General features: G+C 73.5%; 20 protein-coding genes. 11 read left to right on the top strand and 9 right to left on the bottom strand.

The features are described 5' to 3' along the window. Positions 1-20 precede the first annotated feature (20 nt). Positions 21-506, top strand: a complete 486-nt coding sequence (locus AB0637_RS12580) for a MarR family transcriptional regulator (RefSeq protein ID WP_366172596.1) — start codon at positions 21-23, stop codon at positions 504-506. Here the strand turns inward: AB0637_RS12580 and AB0637_RS12575 are convergent. Continuing rightward, positions 490-1,791, bottom strand: a complete 1,302-nt coding sequence (locus tag AB0637_RS12575) for a glycoside hydrolase family 125 protein (RefSeq protein WP_366172594.1) — start codon at positions 1,789-1,791, stop codon at positions 490-492. The two genes, AB0637_RS12580 and AB0637_RS12575, sit on opposite strands and share 17 nt — an antisense overlap. Before the next feature lie 138 nt (positions 1,792-1,929). On the opposite strand from AB0637_RS12575, the gene AB0637_RS12570 reads away from it, so the two are divergent. Next, entirely contained in the window at positions 1,930-3,024 is a 1,095-nt protein-coding gene (locus tag AB0637_RS12570) for a glycosyltransferase family 1 protein (protein ID WP_366172592.1), read from the top strand. Positions 3,025-3,028: 4 nt separating this feature from the next. Here the strand turns inward: AB0637_RS12570 and AB0637_RS12565 are convergent, their stop codons facing one another. Continuing rightward, positions 3,029-3,877, bottom strand: coding sequence for an oxygenase MpaB family protein (locus AB0637_RS12565; RefSeq protein WP_366172590.1), 849 nt, complete (start codon positions 3,875-3,877; stop codon positions 3,029-3,031). An 88-nt stretch (positions 3,878-3,965) separates the two neighbouring features. Then, positions 3,966-4,178 (bottom strand): hypothetical protein, encoded by a 213-nt coding sequence (locus AB0637_RS12560; protein WP_366172588.1) that lies wholly within the window; start codon positions 4,176-4,178, stop codon positions 3,966-3,968. A 182-nt stretch (positions 4,179-4,360) separates the two neighbouring features. Here AB0637_RS12560 and AB0637_RS12555 point away from each other — a divergent pair, with 182 nt between their 5' ends. Together AB0637_RS12555 and AB0637_RS12550 are read left to right on the top strand one after the other, a co-directional pair. Next, positions 4,361-5,908, top strand: coding sequence for a molybdopterin-dependent oxidoreductase (locus AB0637_RS12555; protein ID WP_366172586.1), 1,548 nt, complete (start codon positions 4,361-4,363; stop codon positions 5,906-5,908). A gap of 110 nt (positions 5,909-6,018) precedes the next feature. Next, positions 6,019-6,732: a fasciclin domain-containing protein gene (locus AB0637_RS12550; RefSeq protein ID WP_366172584.1), complete on the top strand. Its 714-nt coding sequence runs from the start codon at positions 6,019-6,021 to the stop codon at positions 6,730-6,732. Here the strand turns inward: AB0637_RS12550 and AB0637_RS12545 are convergent. From AB0637_RS12545 to AB0637_RS12535, 3 genes are all read right to left on the bottom strand, one after another. Continuing rightward, positions 6,701-7,675, bottom strand: coding sequence for an ROK family protein (locus AB0637_RS12545; protein WP_366172582.1), 975 nt, complete (start codon positions 7,673-7,675; stop codon positions 6,701-6,703). The two genes, AB0637_RS12550 and AB0637_RS12545, sit on opposite strands and share 32 nt — an antisense overlap. A 23-nt stretch (positions 7,676-7,698) precedes the next feature. Then, positions 7,699-9,492 (bottom strand): family 20 glycosylhydrolase, encoded by a 1,794-nt coding sequence (locus AB0637_RS12540; RefSeq protein WP_366172580.1) that lies wholly within the window; start codon positions 9,490-9,492, stop codon positions 7,699-7,701. 65 nt (positions 9,493-9,557) lie between these two features. Further along, the gene (locus AB0637_RS12535; protein WP_366172578.1) at positions 9,558-10,709 is read right to left on the bottom strand and encodes an ROK family transcriptional regulator; all 1,152 of its coding nucleotides are present in this window, start codon (positions 10,707-10,709) and stop codon (positions 9,558-9,560) included. Between the two features lie 177 nt (positions 10,710-10,886). Here AB0637_RS12535 and AB0637_RS12530 point away from each other — a divergent pair, with 177 nt between their 5' ends. The 5 genes from AB0637_RS12530 (at position 10,887) to AB0637_RS12510 (ending at position 17,060) form a co-directional block, all read left to right on the top strand. Next, complete coding sequence (locus AB0637_RS12530; protein ID WP_366172577.1) at positions 10,887-12,557, top strand: beta-N-acetylhexosaminidase; 1,671 nt, start codon at positions 10,887-10,889, stop codon at positions 12,555-12,557. Positions 12,558-12,629: 72 nt separating this feature from the next. Then, the gene (locus AB0637_RS12525) at positions 12,630-13,913 is read left to right on the top strand and encodes an extracellular solute-binding protein (protein ID WP_366172575.1); all 1,284 of its coding nucleotides are present in this window, start codon (positions 12,630-12,632) and stop codon (positions 13,911-13,913) included. After that, positions 13,910-14,842 carry a sugar ABC transporter permease gene (locus AB0637_RS12520; protein WP_366172573.1) on the top strand — a complete coding sequence of 311 codons (933 nt, stop codon included), beginning with the start codon at positions 13,910-13,912 and terminating at the stop codon, positions 14,840-14,842. The genes AB0637_RS12525 and AB0637_RS12520 overlap by 4 nt, the downstream gene beginning before the upstream one ends. After that, positions 14,839-15,747 (top strand): carbohydrate ABC transporter permease, encoded by a 909-nt coding sequence (locus AB0637_RS12515; RefSeq protein WP_366172571.1) that lies wholly within the window; start codon positions 14,839-14,841, stop codon positions 15,745-15,747. Before AB0637_RS12520 ends, AB0637_RS12515 begins: the two co-directional genes overlap by 4 nt. After that, entirely contained in the window at positions 15,744-17,060 is a 1,317-nt protein-coding gene (locus AB0637_RS12510) for an alpha-L-fucosidase (protein WP_366172569.1), read from the top strand. The genes AB0637_RS12515 and AB0637_RS12510 overlap by 4 nt, the downstream gene beginning before the upstream one ends. 16 nt (positions 17,061-17,076) lie before the next feature. On the opposite strand, the gene AB0637_RS12505 is transcribed toward AB0637_RS12510, so the two are convergent. Further along, entirely contained in the window at positions 17,077-18,024 is a 948-nt protein-coding gene (locus AB0637_RS12505; protein ID WP_366172567.1) for an LLM class flavin-dependent oxidoreductase, read from the bottom strand. Positions 18,025-18,063: 39 nt separating this feature from the next. Here AB0637_RS12505 and AB0637_RS12500 point away from each other — a divergent pair, with 39 nt between their 5' ends. Together AB0637_RS12500 and AB0637_RS12495 are read left to right on the top strand one after the other, a co-directional pair. Continuing rightward, positions 18,064-18,738: an ABC transporter ATP-binding protein gene (locus AB0637_RS12500; RefSeq protein WP_366172565.1), complete on the top strand. Its 675-nt coding sequence runs from the start codon at positions 18,064-18,066 to the stop codon at positions 18,736-18,738. After that, complete coding sequence (locus tag AB0637_RS12495) at positions 18,735-19,403, top strand: CbiQ family ECF transporter T component (protein WP_366172563.1); 669 nt, start codon at positions 18,735-18,737, stop codon at positions 19,401-19,403. Before AB0637_RS12500 ends, AB0637_RS12495 begins: the two co-directional genes overlap by 4 nt. 7 nt (positions 19,404-19,410) lie before the next feature. Here the strand turns inward: AB0637_RS12495 and AB0637_RS12490 are convergent, their stop codons facing one another. Beyond that, positions 19,411-20,880, bottom strand: coding sequence for an HNH endonuclease (locus AB0637_RS12490; protein ID WP_366172561.1), 1,470 nt, complete (start codon positions 20,878-20,880; stop codon positions 19,411-19,413). A gap of 451 nt (positions 20,881-21,331) precedes the next feature. Further along, the gene (locus AB0637_RS12485; protein ID WP_366172559.1) at positions 21,332-23,134 is read right to left on the bottom strand and encodes an EAL domain-containing protein; all 1,803 of its coding nucleotides are present in this window, start codon (positions 23,132-23,134) and stop codon (positions 21,332-21,334) included. Between the last annotated feature and the right edge of the window lie 41 nt (positions 23,135-23,175).

The following is a 23,175-nucleotide window of genomic DNA, read 5'->3' as shown; positions in this document are numbered from 1 at the left end:
CGAACGGGTAGCCTGCAGCCGTGACGACCGAGGACCCGCTGGCGCTCGAACGGCAGGTCTGCTTCGCCCTCGTCGTGGCCGCCCGCACCGTGCTGTCGGTGTACCGGCCCGTCCTGGAACCCCTCGGCCTGACCCACCCGCAGTACCTCGTGATGCTGGCGCTCTGGGGCCGGGAACCGCTGTCGGTCAAGGACCTGTCCGAGGCCCTGCAGCTGGACCCCCCGACGCTCTCGCCGCTGCTCAAGCGGCTGGAGGCGCAGGGGCTGCTGGAGCGGCGCCGGCTGCCGGAGGACCAGCGCACCCTCGCCGTCACGCTGACGGCGCGGGGCCGCGCCCTGCGCGAGCGCGCGCTCCTCGTCCCCGGGCAGGTGCTGGCACGGCTCGGGATGGACGTCGCCGAGCTCGAACGCCTGCGGGACGGGCTGACGCACGTCATCGACGCGGCCACCACGGCGACGGCGAGCGCGACGACGAGCGCGGCGGCGGGGCTCAGTCGAGGTCGGTGACGCGATGCCCCAGCAGGGACAGCGCCAGCTCGCAGAACGTCGAGTCCGCCCAGGAGAACCACTCCCGCGTCCACCGCGAGGGGTCGTCGACGTGGAACCCCTCGTGGACGTGCCCCGTGTCGTCGTCGCAGTCGGCGACGAGGCGCAGGACGCGGACCGCCTCCTCCGGTGAACCGTTCGTCAGGGCCTGCACGCACAGGCCGATGGGCCACACGTAGCGGTCGGGGGTGTGGGGGCTGCCGATCCCCGTCGCGGCGCTCCCGCGGTGGAACCACGGGTTGGTGTCCGACAGGACGAGCCCCCGGGTCGCGACGTACAGCGGGTCGTCCGCGGCGCACGCGCCCAGCAGGGGGAGCGAGAGCAGGCTCGGCATGTTGGCGTCGTCGGCCAGGAGCGTGCCGCCGAGGCCGTCCACCTCGTAGGCCCAGACCCGGCCGTGCTCGGGGTGGTCCACGACGCCGTGCCGCGCCACCGCGGTCCGCAGCTCCGCGGCGAGGTCCTGCGCGTCCCGGGCGAGGCCGGCGTCCTCGAACACCTCACGGGCGAACGTCGCGACGTGGTCCAGGGCGCGGGCCGCGAAGAGGTTCGCGGGCACGTTGTAGCCGAACTCGCACGCGTCGTCGCTGGGGCGGAAACCGGACCACGTCATGCCCGTGCGGGCCACCGGGGTCCCGAGGCCGTCGCGGTCCAGCGTCTCGCTGCGCTCGTCGGTGGGTCGCACGAACCGGTACGGCGAGCGCTCCTCGTGGTCCTGCTCCAGCCGCCACAGGTCGACGATCCGGCGCATGGCCGGGTGCGCGTCGGGGCCGAGCAGGTCGTCGCGCCCCGCGGCCCGCCGCAGCCGGTGCGCGAGCAGGACGGGGAACGCCAGGGAGTCGACCTCGTACTTGCGCTCCCACAGCCACGGGTCGTCGCTGTTGTCGCCGGGTTCGTGGCAGCGGCCCGTGGGGCCGTCGTTGAAGGCGTTGGCGTAGGCGTCGTGCCGGATCGAGGCGAACTGCGTCCGCAGGACCCCCGCGATGACGTCGGTGAGGGCCGGCGCCCGGTCCAGCAGGAGCAGGTAGGTCTGCCACTGGGCCGTCGAGTCGCGCAGCCACATGGCCGGGATGTCACCCGTCACCACGAACACCGAACCGTCCGGGCGCACGGTCGGCGTGCGGTCCACCGTCTCGCGCAGCGCCCGCGCGAAGATCGCGCCGACCCGTTCCCCGGCCCGTCGCGTGACCTCCCCGGTCAGGTCGTCCACCAGCGTCGTCGGCAGCAGCTCGTGCACCCTCGCATCCACGGGGCCCACTGTAGGCGGTCTCTGGGAACGATCTCAGGAGAACACCGGAAACCCCGGGCGGAAGAGTTCGCGCGCCGTTCAGCCGACCTCCCCCCGCACGTGGCCGGACAGCGCGCGGTGCCGACCCACCCTGGGGACGTGCGAGTAGCGATCGTCACCGAGTCCTTCCTGCCCCAGGTCAACGGTGTGACCGGCTCCGTGCTCAAGGTCGTCGAGCACCTGCGCGCCGACGGCCACGAGGCCCTCGTCGTCGCCCCCGGCCCGGGCCCGGACCGCCACGGGTCCGTCCCCGTCGTCCGCGTCCCGTCCGCCCCGCTCATCGGGTACGCCGAACAGCGCCTGGCCTACCCCACCCGCCGGCTCGCGGCCGCGCTGCACGCGTTCCGGCCCGACGTCGTGCACCTCGCCGCTCCCGCGGTCCTCGGCGCCCAGGCCGCCACCGTCGCCCAGCGTGCGGGACTGCCCGCGGTGGCCGTCTACCAGACCGACCTGCCCGGGTACGCCGCGCGCTACGGGTGGCGGGGCGCCTCCCGGGCCGTGTGGAGCTGGCTCCGGCGGGTCCACGAGATGGCCGCCCGCACCCTGGCCCCGAGCCGGCACGCCTGCGCCGAACTCGTGGCCCACGGGTTCCCCGACGTCGCCCGCTGGCCCCGCGGGGTCGACCTGGAGCGGTTCCACCCGCGGCACCGCGACGTCGAGTTCCGGCGGCGGCTGGCGCCGCGCGGGGAACTGCTCGTCGGCTACGTGGGACGCCTGGCCCGCGAGAAGGAACTCGACCTGCTGCGGGAGGTGCACGCCGTCCCGGGGGTCCGGCTCCTGGTCGCCGGTGACGGCCCCCAGCGCGCCCACCTGCAGCGGGTGCTGCCGCGGGCGGAGTTCCTCGGGATGGTCCACGGGACCGAGGTCGCCCGGGTCTTCGCCTCGCTCGACGTCTTCGTCCACACCGGTCGGCACGAGACGTTCTGCCAGACCGCCCAGGAGGCGCTCGCCAGCGGGGTGCCCGTCGTCGCCCCGGCGGCGGGCGGCTTGCTCGACATCGTGGACCCCGGGGTGAACGGCGAGTTCTTCGTCCCGGGGGACGGTGCGCACCTGGGGCGCCTCGTGGACCGGCTGCGGCAGGACGCCGGCACCCGGTGCGACCTCGCCGACCGCGCCCGCGCGTCCGTCGCGGGCCGGGACTGGACCACGGTGGGGCGCGACCTCGTGGCGACCTACCGGGCCGTCGCGGGCTGAGCGTTCAGGTGAGCCAGTCGGGCCGGGGTTCCCACCCGAGGCGGAAGCGGGCGGCCTGCTCCGACGGGCTGTGCGGCCCCAGCGCGAGGTGCAGACCGCGCAAGGACCAGCGTGCGGCCCGGAGTTCGACGCGGTGGACGGGGGAGGCGGCGGCGCGTCCACGCCCGGGGACGCCGGCGAGGTCCGCCAGGGAGGGGGAGAGCACGAGGGCTCCGGCGCGGGCCACCCGCCCGTAGACCAGGCGTTCGGTGCGGCCGAGCCCGGTGGGCCCGGTGATGAACGTCCGCAGGTCGTCCGGGACGGGCACCAGACCCGGGCGGTGCTCGTGCAGCGCGTCGGCCAGTTCCGCGCGTGAGGTGGGCAGGTCGCCCGCGCCCAGGGCGCGGGCGCTGCGGGCCCAGTCCGCCACGTAGACGTCGCCCCAGCGCGGCCCGAAGCGCGCGGACAGGTCACGACCGCAGGCGTCCTGGGCGGCGAGGAAGGCGTCGGTGAAGGCCAGGTGGACCCAGCGCAGGAGAGCGGGGTCGGAGGCGGAGTAGGGCCGACCGTCCTCGCTCGTGCCCCGCACCCGCCGGTGCATCCCGCGGACGCGGGCCGCTTCCTGCTCGGCCAGTTCCGCCGACCCGAACGTCGTGACGACGAGCCAGCGGGCGGTCCCGGCCAGCCGACCCCAGGGGTCGGTCCGGTACGTCGAGTGGCGTTGCACGCCGGCGAGGGCCGAGGGGTGCGTCCCCTGGCCCAGGAGGGCCGCCACACCGCCGACGAGCGTCGACAGGTCGCCGTGCACCCGCCAGACGACGCCGTCGGGTTCGAACCAGCCGGGGCCGGTCCCGACGGTGGCGATGGACCGCACCCAGTCCGGCGCCCCGCTCGGGTCTCCCGAGAGGCGGCGGCGGAACCGGGCGCGGAACCGTCCGGAGGTCTGCAGACCGGTGCCCGTCCTACTTCTCGTAGCTGCGCAGCGCGTTGCCCACGCCGAAGAAGGTGGGCGCCCAGTGGCCCACGAAGATGCCCCAGCGGTCGGCGCGGTCCACACCGGCGTCCTCGGCCTTGCGCGAGATGGTCCACGCCAGGAACGACAGCCCGATGCTGGCGAAACCGGCCGTGTAGGCCCACTCGGACTTGATCCCGGCCTCGTGCAGCGACTTGATCACGGTTTCTCCTCGGTAGAGCGGTGGCTCGTGCGGTGGTCGTCGGGTGACTCCTGCATCTGACCGCGGACCGCGGGGACCCGCCACCGGAGACCACCTCAGGGTGACCGCGCCCGAACTGTGACCTGGGCCACGCATCCACGACCGGTCCCAGCTCCGAAGAGGGGGGGAGAGGAGGTGGCGACGTGCACCGACGAACGACGAAGGAACGGCCCGGAGCCGCCCGATGGCCGTGGGGAGCCCTGGCAGGTCTGCTGTCCGGGGGTCTCACCTTGGGGATCGGCTCCCTGCTCGCCTCGTTCCTCGTCCGCTCCTCCGACCCCGTCCTCGGGGTCGGTCAGGAGTTCATCGCCCGGACGCCGGAGTGGCTCAAGGAGTGGGCCATCCGCCAGTTCGGTCAGTCCGACAAGGCCGTCCTGCTGGGCAGCCTGTACGGCACGCTCGTCGTCTTCTTCCTCGTCCTGGGGTTGCTGGCGCGTCGTCACCTGCGCCTCGCCCTGGTGGGCGTGGCCGTGCTGGGGGCCGCCGCCGTGGGGGCCACGCTCAACCGGCCCGACGCGACGGCGCTCAGCTGGTTGCCGTCCACCGTCGGCACGCTCTTCGGCGCGGCCGCCCTCGTGCTCTGCACGCGGGCCTCGCACCGACCGCGCACCGCGGCGGCCTCCGGGCCGCTCTCGCGCCGGTCGGTCGTCCTGGGCGGCGTCGCCGTCGTGGCGGCCGGCGGGGCCGGGGCGGGGGCCGCGGTCACCGCGTCGCGGTCCGTGGCGCAGGCCCGGTCCCGGATCGTCCTGCCGAAGCCCTCCTCGCCGGCTCCGGCGCTCCCGCCGGGGATCGACACGGTGGAGGGGATCACCCCGTACGTGACGAGCGCGAAGGACTTCTACCGGGTGGACACGGCCCTGTCCGTGCCGCAGGTGGACGTCTCGACGTGGTCGTTGCGGATCCACGGGATGGTCGACCGCGAGGTCACCGTCACCTACCAGGACCTCCTCGCCGAGGACCTCGTCGAACGCTGGACGACCATGACGTGCGTCTCGAACGAGGTCGGGGGGAACCTGGTCGGGAACGCCCGCTGGCTCGGGGTCCCGCTCACCACCCTGCTCGACCGTGCGGGGTTGCAGTCCGACGCGGACATGCTGCTGTCGAAGTCGTCCGACGGTTTCACGATCTCGACGCCGGTCGCGGACGCGACCGACGGCCGCGACTCGATGATCGCCGTCGGCATGAACTCCGAACCCCTCACGGACGTGCACGGGTTCCCCGCCCGGATGCTCGTCCCGGGGCTCTACGGCTACGTCTCCGCGTGCAAGTGGATCACGGAGATCGAGGTCACCCGGTTCGACCGGGCGACCGCCTACTGGACCGACCGGGGGTGGGCGCAGAAGGCGCCCATCAAGACGGCCGTGCGCATCGACGTCCCGGCCTCCTTCGGTCAGGTTCGTTCGGGGGCGACGGTTCCCGTGGCCGGAGTGGCGTGGGCGCAGACCCGCGGGATCTCGAAGGTCGAGGTCTCGGTCGACTCCGGGCCCTGGCGCACGGCGGAACTCCTGCCGTCCGTCGGGAAGAACACCTGGGTGCAGTGGACCGTCGGCATCGACGGCCTGGCAGCCGGCAACCACACCCTGCGGGCCCGGGCCACGGACGGCACGGGTGCGCTGCAGACGCAGGACGTCGCGAAACCCATCCCGGACGGTTCCTCCGGATGGCCCAGCAAGTTGTTCACCGTCGTCTAGAAACCTGGTGACGTTTCGGCAACGTCCGCTCCCGCAGTCGATTTCGGGATGCGAACGAGGAGAAACCCACCGACCATGGAAACACCGCCCGAGAATCTGAGGAGAAACTCATGTCCACCCTGAACACCACCTCCCACGGCAAGCGCGCCTTCTCCCTCGTCGCCCTGGCCGGTGTCCTCACCCTCGCGGTGGCCGGCTGCAGCGGTTCCGACGGGACCGCGTCCAGCTCGGACTCGTCGTCGACCACGTCGTCGTCCTCGTCCAGCTCGATGACGCCCAGCCCGTCGGAGAGCATGACCGCCTCCGCCGCCTCCGACACCACGCCGGTCGGCCCCGGCTGCGCCGACTACGCGTCGCAGGTGCCCAGCGGTGCCGGTTCCGTCGAGGGCATGTCGACGGCGAACGTCACCACGGCGGCCTCGAACAACCCGCTGCTCAAGACGCTCACCGCGGCCGTCTCCGGTCAGCTGAACTCGCAGGTGAACCTCGTCGACACCCTCAACGGTGGCCAGTTCACCGTCTTCGCGCCCGTCGACGCGGCCTTCCAGAAGCTGCCCGCCGACACCGTGAACACCCTCAAGACCCCCGAGGGTGCGCCGACGCTGACCAAGGTCCTGACCTACCACGTCGTCCAGGGCAAGATGACCCCGCAGCAGCTGCTCGACATGAAGTCGGTCAAGACCGTCGAGGGCCAGAACGTCGAGATCGCGGGTTCGGCCGACGCCCTGACCGTCAACGGGTCCACGAACGTGATCTGCGGCAACGTGCAGACCGCGAACGCGACCGTCTACCTCATCGACTCCGTGCTGATGCCCCCGGCCTGATCGACGGCCCGATCGACGGCCTGATCCACGGGCCGACCGTCCCCGTCGCGGCACCGATCGCCGCGACGGGACGGTCCGCGGGCAGCAGGACGAGCCGCTGAGCCGTCCGCAGCCCGCGCAGGAACTCCGAGTCCCCGGCCTGCCGGTCCAGTGCACGCCCCACGGCGTGCAGGACCGGCGGGCCGACCTGCGTCACACCCCCGGCCAGCACGACGAGGGCCGGGTCGACCGTCAGCACGAGCGTCCGGACGGCGAGGGCGACGCCGGCCGCCCACGAGTCCGCGACGCGGACCGCGGCGGGATCACCGGCGGCAGCCGCGGCGAAGAGGTGCCCGGCCTCCCGGCCCGGTTCGCCGTGGGGCCACGCCCGCCGCAGCGCCGACCCGGCCGCCACCGTCTCGAGGCAGCCGCGCTGCCCGCAGCCGCACCGTTGCCCCGCGGGGTCCACCGAGAGGTGGCCCACCTCGCCGGCCGCCGATGCCGTCCCGCGCTGCAGGACACCACCGACGACGAGGCCGGCGGCGACGCCCGTGCCCAGCGACAGCAGCGCGAGGTCCCCGTCCGGGGCCAGCAGGTTCCACGCCCCCCACGTCACGGCCTTGACGTCGTTCTCCAGCGTGACGGGCACCCCGCCGAGGGCGGTGCCGAGACGGTCCGCCAGCGCGACGGGATCGGGTCCCAACCTGAGGTTCACCGCGCTGCGGACGGTGCCGGCCAGCGGGTCGACCAGACCGGGCACGCCGACCCCGACGTGCTCCGGTGGGCCGCCGGTGCGGTCGACGAGTTCGGCCACGGCGCCGGCCGCCGACTCCACCACACCGTCGACCCCCGGGGTCGTCCGCCGCCGGCAGGTGGCCAGCACCTCGTCCCGCGGGCCGAGCGCCACGCCCTCGACCGTGGAGCCGCCGACGTCCAGCCCGACGCGCACGGGACCAGGGAGCACGGGACCAGGGAGCACGGGGCGGGTCAGTGCGTGGCCCGCAGCAGCGCGTGCCGCAGGGGGGCGAAGGCGGCCAGGCTCTCGGCCAGGCCACCCGGCCGGGACCGCAGGGCCCAGCAGGTGCGGTGCTCGTCCACCAGGTGCTCGAGCTCGGTGAGCAGCCGCGGTGCGACGGCGGCGTCGAACGACCCGTCGTCCGCGCGGGCCTGGAACACGCGCACCGCGAACTCGGCGAGCCGCAGGACGAGGGTGAGTTCACGCAGCACGACGTCCCCGTCGGAGCAGGCCGGGTCGGCGGCGCGCAGGTCCTCGAGGCAGGCGAGCAGTTCGGCGCGGACCTCGGTCAGGGCGCCGGGGGCCGGGACGGCCCAGTCCTTGAGCTGGTCGGGTTCGCGCAGGACCAGGCACAGGGGAGAGGCGTTGAGCAGCGGCGCCCCGAGCCGGGCGCAGACCTTCCCGGCCCGGACGAGGACGTCACCGACGACCCGGTGCGGGTCGAGCAGCAGCGCGTCCGACAGCACGGCCGCCACGTCGACGTCGCGGTTCTGCTCCAGGGACCAGGAGACCGCGCCGCCGAAGAGCACGGGACCGAACGCGACCGACGGCGGGTCCCAGTGCCCGTGATCGCCCCAGGAGGTGTTGAGGTACCCCTGCGCACCGTTCGCGAGCCCCACCTCGGCAGCGTCGACCATGTTCCCGACGGCGTTGTCCCAGCGTCCCAGCAGCGAGTTCCAGTTGCTGGCCCCCGGCGCGACCCAGAACGGGATGCCGGCGTCCAGCAGCAGCTTGGCCCGGTCGCGGAAACCGTCGCGCAGGGCCGTGACGTCGACGCCGAAGGACTCCCACTCCTGCACCTGTCCCGGAGAGGCCGCGTCCACGACCTCGGCGAGGAGCTGGGGGGAGTCGTACTGCCACACCACCGGGACGGCCCCGGCCGGCACCTTGTCCATGAGCTCGGGGTGGTCGCCGAAGACGTCGGCCCAGAACTCCACGGTGTAGCCCCGGTCCAGCCAGGGCTGCAGGACGGAGGTGACGTACTCCCAGTAGACCGTGCCCAGCCCCACCTCGGCGGCCCGCTGCGCGCTCTTCCCGGTGCCCAGCTCGAACGGCTCGTCGGCGCCGACGTTCAGGCGCCGCGTGCGGAAGTTCGGCACGACGTCCTCGAGCAGACCCGTGACGAAGGCCGCGTTCTCCGGGGTAGGTTCCAGGGTGCTGGGTGCCCGGTGCACCTCCCGCACGGTGAACCCGTCCTCGTTCTCGGCGCGCTGCGCGTGCCGCGGGTGCTTGAGGAAGCGTTCCATGTGACCCAGGCTGTTCTGGTTGCACACCAGGTCGATCCCGCGGGAGGCGCAGAGCGCGTCGAGCCACTGCAGGTCCTGTGCGGTCAGCGGGGAGGCGTCCTGCCACACCTCCTGCTCGCCGCGGAACGCGTACGTGTGCTCGGTGTAGAGCTCGAAGGTGTTGATGCGGGCCAGTTCCAGCACCTCGACCCAGCGGGCCAGGGTGCGGCGCGTCGGGACGCGGTCGCGGCTCACGTCGAGCATGAAACCCCGCACGGGGAAGTCGGGGTGGTCGCTGATGTCGTAGGAGGTGCTGGAGAACCCGCGGTCGGCGCGCAACTGGTCCAGCGTGGCGAGGCCGTGCCGCAGGCCTGCGGCGTCGGCGTGCGTCACCGTCACCCCCTGCGGTGCGGTCTGCAACCGGAAACCCTGGGCGGGCACCGACGGGTCGAGCACGACGCGCAGCGGAGCGTCCGCCGCGGGCCCGGCGCCCGTCGTGGTCGTCATCGACTTCGGGCGGGGGAACGGGGTGACGGGCACGAGGAGTTCTCCTGGTTCGAAGGGGATCGGGGAAGTCTAGGGAGTTCCGCCGCGCAGAGGAACCCTCAGCTGAAGCCGAACTCACCGGACAGGACGAGGGCGGCAGCCCCCTGCAGGACAGCGGTTTCGCCGAGCCGGGCCATGCGCAGCCGGACGGTTCCGCTCGTCGCGGGCAGGCAGGCGCCCGCGACGAACTCGCGTGTCGCCTCCAGCAGCGGTCCGTCGAGCAGGTCGTCGGACCCGGTGAGGAGCACCTCCTCGAGGTTGAGGGCGGCCACCACGGGGGCGAGGACCGCGCCGAGGCGGCGGCCCGCCTCGCGCAGGGCGGTGCGACGGCCCGAGGCCGTCCGTCCGGCCGTCGCGGCCTGCAGGTGCGGCAGGCCGAGGTACGTCTCGAGGCACCCGCGGCGACCGCAGCTGCACTGCGGACCCCGGGGGTTCACCGTCAGGTGCCCGATCTCCCCGGCGGCCAGACCGTGCCCGCGGACGAGGTTCCCGTCGAGCACGAGACCGGCGCCGACGCCCTGGCCGATCGCGACGAGCAGGAAACCCGACGTCGACGCGTCGGCGTAGGTGAACTCCGCCAGCGCGGCCGCGTCGGCGTCGTTGGCCACGTGCACGCCCGTGCCCAACCGCGCGCCCAGCCGCTGCGCGAGGTGGACCTCGCGCCACCCGAGGTTCGCGGAGTCGCGCACGACGCCGTGGGCGTCCACGACGCCGGGGGAGGCGACCCCGGTGCCGACGACGGTCCGGCCCGACCCGTGCAGGGTCCGCGCCGCGAGGTCCTCGACGGCGTCGAGCGCTGCGTCCCCCGTCCGTCCGTCGAGGTCGGCCACCTCCTGGTGCACAACCGTTCCGCCGAGGTCCAGGACGGCGGCGCGGATCCTCGGCAGGGACTGCAGGTCGAGTGCGAGCACGAAGTGCTCGCTGGAACGCAACCCCACCATCATCGCGGGTTTGCCCACGCGGCCCTCGGGTCGCAGCCCGAGTTCGGCGACGAGGCCCTCGGCGACGAGGTCGCCGACGATCTCGGAGACGGTGACCCGCGTGAGCCCCGTCGTCCGCGCGAGGTCCGCGCGGGAGGCGGGACCGTCGTGGAAGAGCAGGCTCAGCAGGACGGCGCGGTTGTGCGCCCGGGCCTGTGCCGGGACCACGGTGGCGCGGGGTCGGCCCGACACCATGGCCCGGCGCCACTGCGGGGGCACGAGGTCGCTCACGGAGTAGTGATACCAGACTGACAAATCCCCGCGGGAGTCTTCCGCTGGGTGCTCGGGGACGCTACCGTCACGGAAAGCGCAGCACGGCTCACGAACCGTCCGCGTTCTGCCCGTCACCGTCGACCCGGCCGAACCCGCCCCCCTGGAGGTCCTGTGGCACTCCCCGGGACCCTTCCCGTGGTTCCCGCTCCCCGCTGGACCGGACCCGCCCCGGCCGGGCCCGGGGCGGACCTCGGCGCGGGCGGCGACGTGGTGGCCCCGCGCGCCTGGTGGCCGGCCCTCCTCACGGTGCTGCGCCCGCTGGAGGCCGGGACGGGAGCGGTGTTCTCGCTGCGCGAGGACGCTCCGGCCGGTCCGGAGCCGGCCCTGCTGACCGTGCGGCAGGTGCAGGAGGTCCCAGGGCTGGGTGACGCGTGCGGTGCCGGGGCCGTGCTCGCCGAGGGGTACGGGCTGCGGGTGGGGCAGGGGAGCGTGCAGGTCGTCGCGACGACGGCCACCGGCGCCCTGTACGCGCTGCAGACGCTGCGACAACTGCTTCCCGCGCAGACCTTCCGCCGCGCCGGGCGGGGCCCCGCGGTCGTCCCGCCGGTCGACGTCCTGGACGCGCCGCGGCACGCCTGGCGCGGGGTCATGCTCGACGTCTCCCGGCACTTCCACGGCGTGGCCTGGACGTTCGACCTCGTCGACCTGCTGGCGCTGCACAAGCTCAACGTCCTGCACCTGCACCTCACCGACGACCAGGGCTGGCGCCTGCAGGTGGACGCCTTCCCCCGGCTCACCGAGGTGGGCGCCTGGCGCCGCGAGACGCTCGTGGGGTACCGGTTCTCCGACGTCTTCGACGGGCGGCCGCACGGCGGGTTCTTCACCAAGGACGACGTCCGCGACCTCGTCCGCTACGCCGCCGACCGCGGTGTCACCGTCGTGCCGGAGATCGACGTGCCGGGGCACGTGCTGGCGGCCGTGGCCGCCTACCCCGAGTGGGGCGTCACGGGCGTCCAGACGGAGGTCCTGACGCGCTGGGCCCGTTCGCACGACGTCCTGAACCTCGAGGACGCCACCGTCGAGGCCGTCCTGACCATCCTCGACGAGGTCGTCGAGCTGTTCCCCAGCCGCTACGTCCACATCGGTGGCGACGAGTGTCCCCGCACGCAGTGGAAGGCCTCCCCGCGGGTCCAGCAGCTCCTCGCCGAGCGCGGCCTGCCCGACGAGGACGCGCTGCAGCACTGGTTCACGCGCCGGCTGCGCGACCACCTGGCCTCGCGGGGGCGCACGGTGATCGGCTGGGACGAGGTGCTGGCCGCCGACCTGCCGGTGGACGCCGCGGTCATGGCGTGGCGGTCCGAGGACGAGGCCCGCGCGGCGCTGGAGCGCGGCCACGAGGTCGTCGTCGCCACCCAGGGCGCGCTCTACCTCGACTACAAGCAGTCCCGCGATCCCCGGGAACCGCTGGGCCCCAGGATCTTCGGTCCGTACCTCACGGAGCTGCGGGACACCTACGACTACGCCTGGCCCGAGCACGAGCTGGTCCTCGGCGCCCAGGTCTGCCTCTGGACGGAGTTCGCGGACAGCCGGGAGAAGGCCGAGTACCTGCTCTTCCCCCGCACGTGCGCGTTCGCCGAGCGGGTGTGGGGCGGGGCGCCGGACCCCTTCGAGGTGTTCCTGGCCCGGCTCGAGCCGCACCTGGAGCGGCTCGCCGCCCTGCACATCGGGTTCCGTGGGCTCGACGGGCCGCACCAGGGGCAGAGCGACACGTGGTGGGGGATCGAGGCGCAGGCTCCGCCGCACGTCCTGCTCTCCTCCGACGACCAGCCGGACCCCGTTCCGGAACCGCGCGTTTCGAGTTTGTGAACACTCTTGCCACCCGGCTCCCCGGAGTGGTCGACTGACCGCTCCCTCCCCTCGCGTCAGGAAGGCGTTGCCGTGCAACTCACCCGTAGGACCACCCTCGCCGCCGGCGCCGCCCTCGCCGGGTCGGCCGCCCTGTCCGCCTGCGGAGGCTCGAGCGAGTCCTCCGGCGGGGGGCAGTCGGACAGCAAGGACCTGACGATCTGGCTGATGCGCGACTCCGTGCCCCAGACGTCCGTCGACTGGCTGGTGAAGCAGTGGGCGGACCAGAACGGCGGCGCCAAGCTCACGGTCGAGATCCAGGACTGGACGGGCATCGTCACCAAGCTGCAGACGACGCTGTCCAGCGCCGACCAGACGCCCGACCTCGTGGAGTTCGGCAACTCCCAGGTGCTCACCTTCACCTCCGCGGGGGCGCTCACCGACATCAGCGACCTGCAGGAGGAGCTGGGTGGCAAGGACCTCCTGGCCAGCCTCGTGGACGCCGGCAGCTACGAGGGCAAGCTCTTCGCGGCCCCGTTCTACGCCGGTGCCCGGCTCGTCTACTACCGCAAGTCGCTGCTGGAGAAGGCCGGGATCGCCGTCCCCACCACCCTGGACGCCTTCAACGAGGCCGTCGTGGCCCTGAAGAACGCCAACCCCGAGGGGGTGGCGAACTTCTCCGGCATCTTCCTGCCGGCCAAGGACTACGGCGTCAGCGCCGCCTGGATCTTCACGCGCGGGGCGAAGTTCGCCGTGGAGAAGGGCGGGAAGTGGGAGGGCGACCTGACGACGCCGGACGGCATCGCCGGCCTGGACGACCTCAAGAACCTGTACGCCAACGCCTGCACGGTCTCGGCCACGGCGACCCTGGAGGAGGCCCGCGACCCCTCCGCGCCCTACAACCGTCGCGAGGCCGGCATGTTCATCGCCCTCAACAACCAGTTCCCCAAGGTCGACCCCGCCCTGGCTCCCGACACCGGCTTCTTCGCCTTCCCCGGGGAGGAGCCCGGGTCGGTCGGGAAGGTCTTCGCGGGCGGGTCCAACATCGGGATCCCCGCGATGTCCCGCAAGCAGGAGGCCGCCAAGGCCCTGCTCAAGCTCGTCTTCCAGTCCGGCTTCATGGAGCCGTTCGCCTCCGAGGGCGGCTGGGTCCCGGGCAACAGCTCCTACGCCGGTCCGCTGGAGGCCACCGAGCTCGGCGCCGTCGAGGTCAAGGCCGTGCAGAACGCCGTCGCGACGCCGAAGTCGGAGGGCTGGGGCGTGGTGGAGAACAACGACGTCATCCGCGACGGCTTCACCAAGCTGGCCCAGGGCGCGAGCCCCCAGCAGGTGGCGCAGGAGACCGACGCCAAGGTCGAGAGCCTGCTCAACGCGTGAGCGCCGTCAGCGCGACGACCGGGCGGCGGACGGGACGCCGCCCGCAGTGGCTGACCCCGTTGCTGCTCGGGCTGCCCGCCCTCGCGGTGGTGCTGCTGTCGCAGGGCTACCCGCTGGTGCGCCAGCTCGTCATGTCCTTCCAGGAGTTCGGCCTGCGTCAGCAGTTCGGTCAGCCCCCGGAGTTCGTCGGGCTGAAGAACTACGCCGCGGTGTTCTCCGACAGCGTCTTCTGGGTCGTCCTGGCGCGCTCCATCGTCTTCTGCGCGGTGTGCGCCGCCCTGACGATGCTCCTCGGCGTGGCCTTCGCCGTCCTCATGACGCGGCTCGTCACGGCCGTCCGCGTGGTGCTGCAGAGCGCCATGCTCCTGGCCTGGGCCATCCCGGTGCTGTCCTCGCTGACGGTCTGGCAGTGGCTGTTCAACACGCGCAACGGCCTCGTGAACTGGGTGCTCGTGCACGCGGGCCTGGACCAGTTCGACCGGTACGCCTGGCTGCTGCAGGGGACGACCCTGCTCGTCATCGCGGGCGTCATCGTCGTCTGGATGTCGGTGCCGCTCGTCGTCTTCATGGTCTACGCGTCCCTGACGCAGCTGGACCCGGAGGTGCTCGAGGCGGCCGAGCTCGACGGGGCATCGGGGATCCAGCGGTTCCGCTACGTCACGGTGCCCGGGGTGGCCCCGGTGCTCATGCTCGTCGGGCTGCTGCAGATCATCTGGGACATCAGGGTGTTCACCCAGATCTCCGTGCTGCAGGACGCCGGCGGCGTCGCCGAGGACTCCAACCTGCTGGGCACGTACGTCTACCAGATCGGTCTGGGACAGGGGAACTACGGGATGGGGTCGGCGGTCGCCATGGTCATGCTCGTCATCACCCTCGCGCTCACGGCCGGGTACGTCCGGTCGCTCGTCCGGCAGGGGGCGACCGCGTGAGCGCCCCCACCGCCGCCGCTCCCGTCGCCGCCGTCGGGAGGCTCTCCGCGACCGTCCCCGGCCGCGTCGTGCGCAGCCGGGCCCAGCGCGTGCGCAAGGTCGTCCTGCAGGTCGTCGCGGTGCTCATCGCCGTCCTGTGGGTGTTCCCCATCTACTGGATGGTCAACTCCAGCCTGCAGTCCAGCGCCGAACTGTCGGGGGACCCGCACTTCTGGCCCTCGCCCGCCGAACTCGGGAACTACGGCCGCATCCTGTCCGACCCCACGTTCTGGTCGGCGCTGCGCGTGAGCGCCACCGTGACCGTCATCGCCGTCGCCGTGGCCCTGTTCAGCGCGTTCTTCGCGGCCGTCGCGCTCACCCGGTTCCGCTTCCGCGGTCGCACGTCGATGGTCATCACGGTGCTCGTCATCCAGATGATCCCGGCCGAGGCGCTGTTCATCTCGCAGTACCGGATGCTCGACGGCTGGGGGCTCATCAACAGCGTCGTCGGTCTCGGCCTGCTCTACGCCGGGCACTCGGTGCCCATCACGATCTGGATGCTCAAGGGGTTCGTCGACGGGGTGCCCGCCGACCTGGAGGAGGCCGCGATGATCGACGGCTGCTCCCGGCCCGGCGCGTTCCTGCGCATCACCCTGCCGCTGCTGGCCCCCGGCCTCGTGGCCTCGGGGATCTTCGCCCTGCTGGCGTCCTGGAACGAGTACACGCTGGCCCTCGTCGTCATGAAGGACAACTCCTCCGCGACCCTGCCGCTGTGGCTGGCGCGGTTCAACGTCGCCAACGAGGCCACCGACTGGGGCGCCATCATGGCCGGGTCGACCCTCGTGGCGCTGCCCGTCGTCGTGGTGTTCCTCATCGTCCAGGGCCGGATGGCCAAGGGCCTCGTGGCCGGGGCGGTGAAGGGGTGAGCACCCTCGCGAGCGGGGCGAACGCCGAGGCCAGCGTGCCCGCCTGGTTCACCGACGCCCGGTTCGGTCTCTTCGTCCACTGGGGCGTGTACGCGGCCGCGGCCCGGCACGAGTGGGTGAAGAACTACGAGGAGATGACGACCGGGCAGTACGAGAAGTACCTGCGCCACTTCGACCCCGACCTGTACGACCCGCGGGAGTGGGCACGCCGGGCCCGGGCGGCGGGGATGCGCTACGCGGTGCTGACGGTGAAGCACCACGACGGGTTCTGCCTCTGGGACTCCGCCCTCACCGACTACTCCGTCGCGAGCACCCCGCACGGACGGGACCTCGTGGGGCCGTTCGTCGAGGCGTTCCGCGCCGAGGGCCTGGAGGTGGGGTTCTACTACTCGCTCCTGGACTGGCACCACGAGGACTTCGTCGTCGACAGCGTGCACCCGCAGCGCAACACCCCCGACGTCGCGGCGCTCAACGCGGGCCGCGACATGGCGCGCTACCGCGAGTACCTGCACGGCCAGGTCACGGAACTGCTGACGCACTACGGCCGCATCTCGTACCTGTTCTTCGACTTCTCCTACGCCGACGACGACCACAAACCCGGTGCGTGGAACGGCAAGGGCAAGGAGGACTGGGGGAGCGAGGAGCTCATGGCGACGGTGCGCGCCCTGCAGCCCGGGATCGTCGTCAACGACCGGCTCGACGTCCCCGGCGACCTCGTGACGCCCGAGCAGTACCAGCCCGTCGAACCCATGGCGGTGCAGGGACGGCCCGTCCCCTGGGAGGCGTGCCAGACGCTCAACGGCAGCTGGGGCTACCACCGCGACGAACTGCGGGAGAAGACTCCCGACCTGCTCCTGCGGATGCTCGTGGACGGAGTGTCCAAGGGCGGCAACCTGCTGCTCAACGTGGGCCCGAACGCCCGGGGCCGGTTCTCCCCGTCGGCGGCCCGGACGCTGGACACCCTCGCCGACTGGATGGCGCTGCACGCCCGCTCCGTGCACGGGGCGGGCCCGGTGGAGGCGGGCGTCACCACCACGGCGGACGCGCGCCTGACCCAGCGGGGGAACCGGCTGTACGTGCACCTGTTCGCCTGGCCGTTGCGCCACCTGCACGTCACGGGCCTGGCCGGACGCGTGGAGTACGCCCAGCTCCTCGACGACGCCTCCGAGGTCCAGTTCACGGAGGCGGACCCGTCGGTCCGGGCCTACGGCACCGGGATGGGCGGACTGCCGGCGGGGACGACGACGTTCGAGCTGCCCGTGGTGCGCCCCGACGTGCTCGTGCCCGTCGTCGAGGTGTTCCTCCGGGAGTGACCGGCGGGAGTGGGCCTCAGCGCTCGAAGACCTCGGCCAGGGTGTCGAGGGCCGCGAGCCGGTCGTCCCCGGTGGGGAAGAGGACGACCTCGTCGAGCCCGGCCGCCCGCAGCTCGCCGATGCGGGCCCGCACCCGCTCGGCCGTCCCGGCGAGGGTGAGGTCGTCGACCCACTCGTCGGGCAGGGCGCGCGTGAACTCCTCGGCGTCCGGGGTGCGGTCGCGCAGCGCCTGCAGCTCGTCGGCGTAGGCCGAGGGTGCGACGTGCGCGGCGGCGTCGGCGGTGCCCACCCAGACGAGACCGGGCCGGACGGCGTCGCGCGCCCGGGCGGGGTCGGCGTCGACGGCGGCGAGCTCGTACCCGATGAGCCGGTGCTCGGGGCCGGTGCCGATCTGCTCGCGCGCCGCCCGCGCGTACTCGGGGGTCACGGGTTCTGCCAGCAGCGTCCCGTCCGCGACCCGGCCGGCGAGGGCGAGCGACTTCGGGCCACGGACGCCGGCGACGACGAGCGGGGGCGTGGCGGGTGGGCTGTCGAGGCGGACGCCGTCGAGGTGGACGTAGTCGCCCTGCAGCGTGACCGTCTCGCCGTGCAGGAGGCGGCGCACGGCCTCGACGTGCTCGCCGAAGGACGTCAGCGGGCTGCGCCCCCAGGCGCCGACCTGCCGCATCCAGCCGGGGACGCCGTGTCCGAGGCCGAGGGTGAAGCGGCCGGGGAACTGCTCGGCCAGCGTCGCGGCCTCCATGGCGGTGAAGACGGGGTTGCGCGCGGCGGCCGGGGCGATGCCCAGGCCGACGTGCACGCGCTCGGTGACGGCCAGGACGGCGGCGGCCTGCGCGAAACCCCCGCGGAACCCGAGGTCCTCGATGACCCACAGGCTCGTGGCGCCCAGCGCGTCGGCGCGCCGGGCGAAGGGCAGGACGTCCGCGGCGGGCAGGTCGCGGGGGAGGACGAGTCCGGTGCTCACCCCCGCACGCTACATTCCGGGGGTGGACGGCGGGCCGAGGTGATCCGCCTCGAGGGTGTCCGTGTCGACGCCCCGGACCGCGTGGTGCTGCACCCGCTGGACCTCGAGGTGAGCGAGCGGTTCACCGTCCTGGTGGGGCCCAACGGCTCCGGGAAGTCCACGCTGCTGCGTCTCCTCGACGGCCTCGTGCTGCCGTCGACGGGCCGGGTGGTCGTCGACGGGCTCGATCCCGACCGCGACCTCAAGGCGTTGCGCCGCCGCGTGGGTTTCGTGTTCACCGACCCCGACGCGCAGCTCGTCATGCCGACGGCGGTGGAGGACGTCGCGTTGTCGTTGCGCCGCACCGACGTGCGCGACCGGGACGCCCGCGCCCGCGAACTGCTCGCCGAGGCGGGTCTCGGCGGGCTGGCCGACCGGTCGGTGCGCGACGTGTCCTCGGGGCAGCGTCAGCTGCTGGCGCTGGTGACCGTCCTGGCGACCCGCCCGGCCGTCGTCCTCGCCGACGAGCCGACCACCCTGCTCGACCTGCGCACGGGACGGCGCGTGGGGGACGTGCTGCGGAACCCGCCGGATCACGTGGACCAGGTCGTCGTCGCGACGCACGACCTCGACCTCGCGGTGCGGGCGGACCGGGCGTTGTGGATCGAGGACGGGCGGGTCCGGCTCGACGGTCCGGCCGCCGACGTCGTGGCGGCCTACCGGGCGTGGGCGTGAGGGGACGGCGCGGGGTCCTGCGGCGTCGGGGTCTGACCGGTCCTCCTCCGCTGCTGGGCACCGCCGAACCGGGTACGTCCGTGCTGCACCGCGCGCGGCCGCGGACGAAGCTGCTCGCCCTCGTCGTCGTGGGGACGGTCGTCGGCCTGGTCCGCTCGCTGGCGGCACCCCCGACGGCGACGGCGGTGCTGGCCGTCGTGCTGGGGGCGTGCGTGGTGCTGGCGCGGGGGTGCCGGCTGCGCCGGGGGTTGCTGCGCGGGCAGGTGCGGCGGACGGCGTGGGTGCTGCTCGCGCTGGTCGTCGTCCAGACCTGGCTGCAGGGTCCGTGGGAGGCCGCGGCCGTGGTCGGCGGTCTCGTCGCCTGCCTGTGGTCGGCCACGCTCGTGACGGCCACGACCCCCGTGCCGGACCTGCTGGACACGGTGGTGCGCGGACTGGGCCCGGCGCGCCGGTTCGGGGTCGACCCCGAGCGCGCCGGTCTCGCGTTCTCCCTCACCATCACGAGCGTTCCCGTCGTCGGCCGGCTGCTCGCCGAGTCGCGCGAAGCAGCCGCCGCCCGCGGGCTGGGCAACAGCCCGCGCGCGCTGCTGGTGCCCACCGTCGTGCGCGCCGTCGCCCACGCCGAGCAGGTGGGGGAGGCGCTCGCGGCGCGGGGCCTGGACTGAGCGGGGCTCAGGCGGCCCGGTCGTCCCGTTCGAGGGCGCGGCTGAGTTCCTCGACCTGCTGCCGCAGGGCGGGGTGGTCGTTCCGCGTCCACGGTCCTGGGGTCATGAGTTTGCCGAGGTCCCGTTGGAGTCGTCGTGCTTCCGGTAGGCCGTCGTCGCCGAACCTGGCTTCCAGTCTGCCCGCGTGGAGTGCTCTGTGGTCCCGCCCGCAGAGCAGGACGAGGTTGTCCACGCTGGTGGGGCCGCCGTCCGCCCAGTGGACGACGTGGTGCAGGTGGCAGGCCCAGGCCGGTGCCCCGCAGCCGGGGGCGATGCACCCGCGGTCGCGTTCGGCGACGATCAACCGTTGGGCCTCGGTGGCGTGCCGGTCCAGGGTGTGCAGGGAGCGGGGCCGGCCGAGGCGGTCCATGACGGCGACGGTGACGTCGCCGTCGCAGGACGCGGCGCGCAGGGTGGCGTCGCTGACGGGGCCGTGGGTGTCCGCGGTCGCGGTACCGGACTCCACCGAACCATCGGCGTTCAGGGTGGCGCGCAGCACCACGGTCGCCTTGTGCGCGACGACGGGGTCGACGCTGCTGGCGGGGTGGTGCGCCCCTGTCGTCACCAACGCGACGAGGCCGTCGTGGCGGCGCTGCCCCAGGGAGCGGGTGTCGTGTTCCCCGCCCAACCCGCTGCCCGATCCTGTTCCCTGCGGCGCGAGGTTCGGCAGGGGTTTGGCGGCGGCTTCGACGGCGGAGCGGACGACGACGGCGGCGGCTTCGTCGAGGTCGACGGTCATCCGCAGCATGCCGTTCCGGCGGGTGAAGGTGAGGGTGCGCCGGCTGGCGGAGTCCGGTTCGAGGTCGCGGACGTGCCGGTCGCCGCGGTCGGGGTCGAAGAGGGTGAGGATGTCCTCGACCAGGGCGGTGGCGGTGCCCAGGGGTTGGGGGGCGATGGAGGTCGTGAAGAACCCGTCGAGCACCTCACCGCGGTGCTGGGTGGTCCACACCTCCTCACCTGATTCCCGGCGCACCTTGACCGCGATGTTGCCGCGGCGCAGGTGCGTGGGCACCGACGTCAACGCGGTGACGGCACCGTGGACGTGGGCCAGAGTGGTGTTCCCGGCCGCCAGTTCCCCACCCATGAGGGCCAGGGCACCGCGGTCCCCGTCGAGGCCGCCGATCCTGCCGTCCCAGTGCACGTCGGGGTCGGTGTGGCGGGCGGCGAGGACGTCCTTGCGGGCCAGGGTGCGGGACAGGTTCACCGGCGCGGTGGCGAGCAGGTCCACGACCGAATCCTCGGGCGCGAGCTCCAGACCCCGCCGCAGAGCGTGGAGTTTGGCGGCGTCGAGGCGGTTGCCGAGGGCGTAGAGCGACCGGGTGAGGTGGTCGACGTCGTCGCGGTCGAGGGTTCCGGTCGGAAGGGCTAGGAGGTCGTCCAGGGCGCCGGCGAGACGCGTGAGGGCGTCGGCGGCGTGGTCCTGGGCGGTGGGGGTCACGTGTTCCAGTGTAGTCGAACAGACCCTGTGGTGGAAGGCTGATGGCCTCGTAACTCTCTGCGGCAGAACGGTTTACGGACCGTTGGCTGTGGATGCGGGTGTGGAAGGGGCGCGCCGGGGTTTCCGTCCGAGGGCCCACGCGCGTACCGTCCGAAGGGAACGGGAGAGCTGTTGTCGTGAGGCGCAGAACTCCAGGAGTTCTCAGGGAACGCCGAGCGGTCGGCCGTTGCGGGTGGAGGGGACGATGAGGTCAGGGCGTTCAGGGGCGCGGTCGACGCTGCGGTCTCGCGCCGCGTGCCTCCGTCACAGCCTCCAGGAGAGCTGGCGGAGGTTCCGCGGTCGTCCTTCGCCGGAGGGGTACGTCCCCGCCTTCGACCGGAGCATGCCCACGTCGCAGGCGACGTACGCCGAGGAGCACCACGCTCGCGGTTGACTCCGCCCGCGGCGACCCTCACCCCAGACGGACGTCGAGTTCCTCGGCGGGAACCGGTGCGCCGCAGTGGTACCCCTGCAGGTAGTCGCACCCGGCCGCGAGCAACGCCTCCGCCTGCGACGCGTTCTCCACGCCCTCGGCCACGACCTGCAGTTCGAGCCCCGCGGCGACGGTGACGACCGCGTCGAGCAGTGACCGCCGCCGCGGGTCGTCGGCGATCCCGGCGACGAGGGACTTGTCGACCTTGGCCATCCGCACCGGCAGGTCGACGAGCCGGGCCAGCGAGGAGTACCCCGTCCCGAAGTCGTCGATGGACAGCGGGTGCCCGCGGCGTTGCAGGTCGTGCAGACCCGGCAGGACGAGGGGGTCGATGAAACTGCTCTCGAGCACCTCCAGGCCGAGGTCGCCGGGCACCAGGCCGAACCGGCGCACGCAGTCGTGCAGGACGTGGCCGAGGTCGGGGTCGGCGAGTTCCCGGGCGCTGACGTTGACGAACACCGTCTCCGGTGCCGACCCCCCCTGCCGCGCGCGCCACCGGGCCATCGTCCGGCAGGCCTCCTCGACGACCCAGCGGCCGAAGGCCACGACCAGCCCGGACCGTTCGGCCAGGTCGACGAACTCGGCGGCCGGCAGCAGACCGCGGGTCGGGTGCTCCCACCGCAGCAACGCCTCCACGGCGCGGACGGCTCCCGTGGCGTCGGTGATGGGCTGGTGGTGCAGGCGCAGACGGCCCTCCGGCAAGGCCCGGGCGAGCAGGGGCTCCAGGTCGCGCAGGGAACTCCCGGAGGCCGGTGAGTTCCGGCTCGGGTGCTTGACGCGGTACATGGCCGCGTCGGCCTCGGCGAGGAGCCCCTCGGCCGTGGAGCCCGCCGAGTCGTGGGCGACGCCGGTGCTGGCGGCCACGACGACGTCCACGCCCCCGATCCGCACGGAACGGCCGAGGGCCCGGCGCAGGCGGGTCAACACGGCCTCGACGTCGCGGTGCCGACCCTCGACGGCCGTCGCCGGCAGGTCGTCGCAGACGACGACGAACTCGTCGCCCGAGAGCCGGGCGAGGGTGTCCCCGTCCCGCACCTCCGCGGACATCCGGGCCGCGACCGTGCGCAGGACGTCGTCGCCTGCGGCGTGCCCGAAGGTGTCGTTGACGGCCTTGAAGCGGTCGAGGTCCACGAAGAGGACGGCGACCCCGCGGCCCCGGCGTCGGGCGGTGGACAGGGCGTGGTCGAGGCGGTCGAAGAGCAGGACCCGGTTCGGCAGTCCGGTGAGCGCGTCGTGGGTGCTGGCGTGCTGCAGGTCCTCCCGGGCCCGCCGGGCCTCGTCCCGGTCCGCGGACAGGGCGAGGTAGGAGGCGGCGAGGTGGGCGAGGACGCGCAGCCAGTGCAGCTCGTGCTGCTGCCACGTCCCCGCAGTCCGCCGGTAGACGTCCAGCACGCCGGACAGCCGCCCGGCGCAGGCCAGGGGGACCGCGACGACCGACGCCCAGCCGGCCGACAGGGCCGCGTCGGTGTAGGCGGGCCAGGCGGTCTGCAGGGGGTCCCGCAGGTCGTCCACGACGACCTCCTCGCCGAACGACGCCGCGTCCTGGCAGGGCCCCTCGGCGAGCTGCTGCTGCAGGGTCTCCGCGGCCAGCGGGCCGTCGGCGCTCACGTGCACCAGGCGCAGTCCGGTGGGGGTGTCGGCCACCACGCCGGCGCCGTCGACGCCGAGGTGCGCGACCGCGACGTCGACCAGGCGCCGCAGCAGGTCGTCGGGGGAGACGTCCGCGGCGGCGGTGTCGGCCAGGCCGGCGACGGCGGCGAGCAGGTTCTGGTCGGGGTCCACGGCCTCTCCTGTCAGGACGGGTTGACCGCCCTGGTCGGACG

This window comes from Kineococcus sp. NPDC059986 (assembly GCF_040702905.1).
In the GTDB taxonomy this organism is placed as follows: Bacteria; Actinomycetota; Actinomycetes; order Actinomycetales; family Kineococcaceae; genus Kineococcus.
Note: the sequence above shows the minus strand (reverse complement) of the source record. Positions and strands in the feature narration are given on the sequence as shown.

Excerpts from the sequence above, each read along its gene's own strand:
- AB0637_RS12550 (WP_366172584.1), top strand. The coding sequence starts at position 6,019 with ATGTCCACCCTGAACACCACCTCCCACGGCAAGCGCGCCTTCTCCCTC.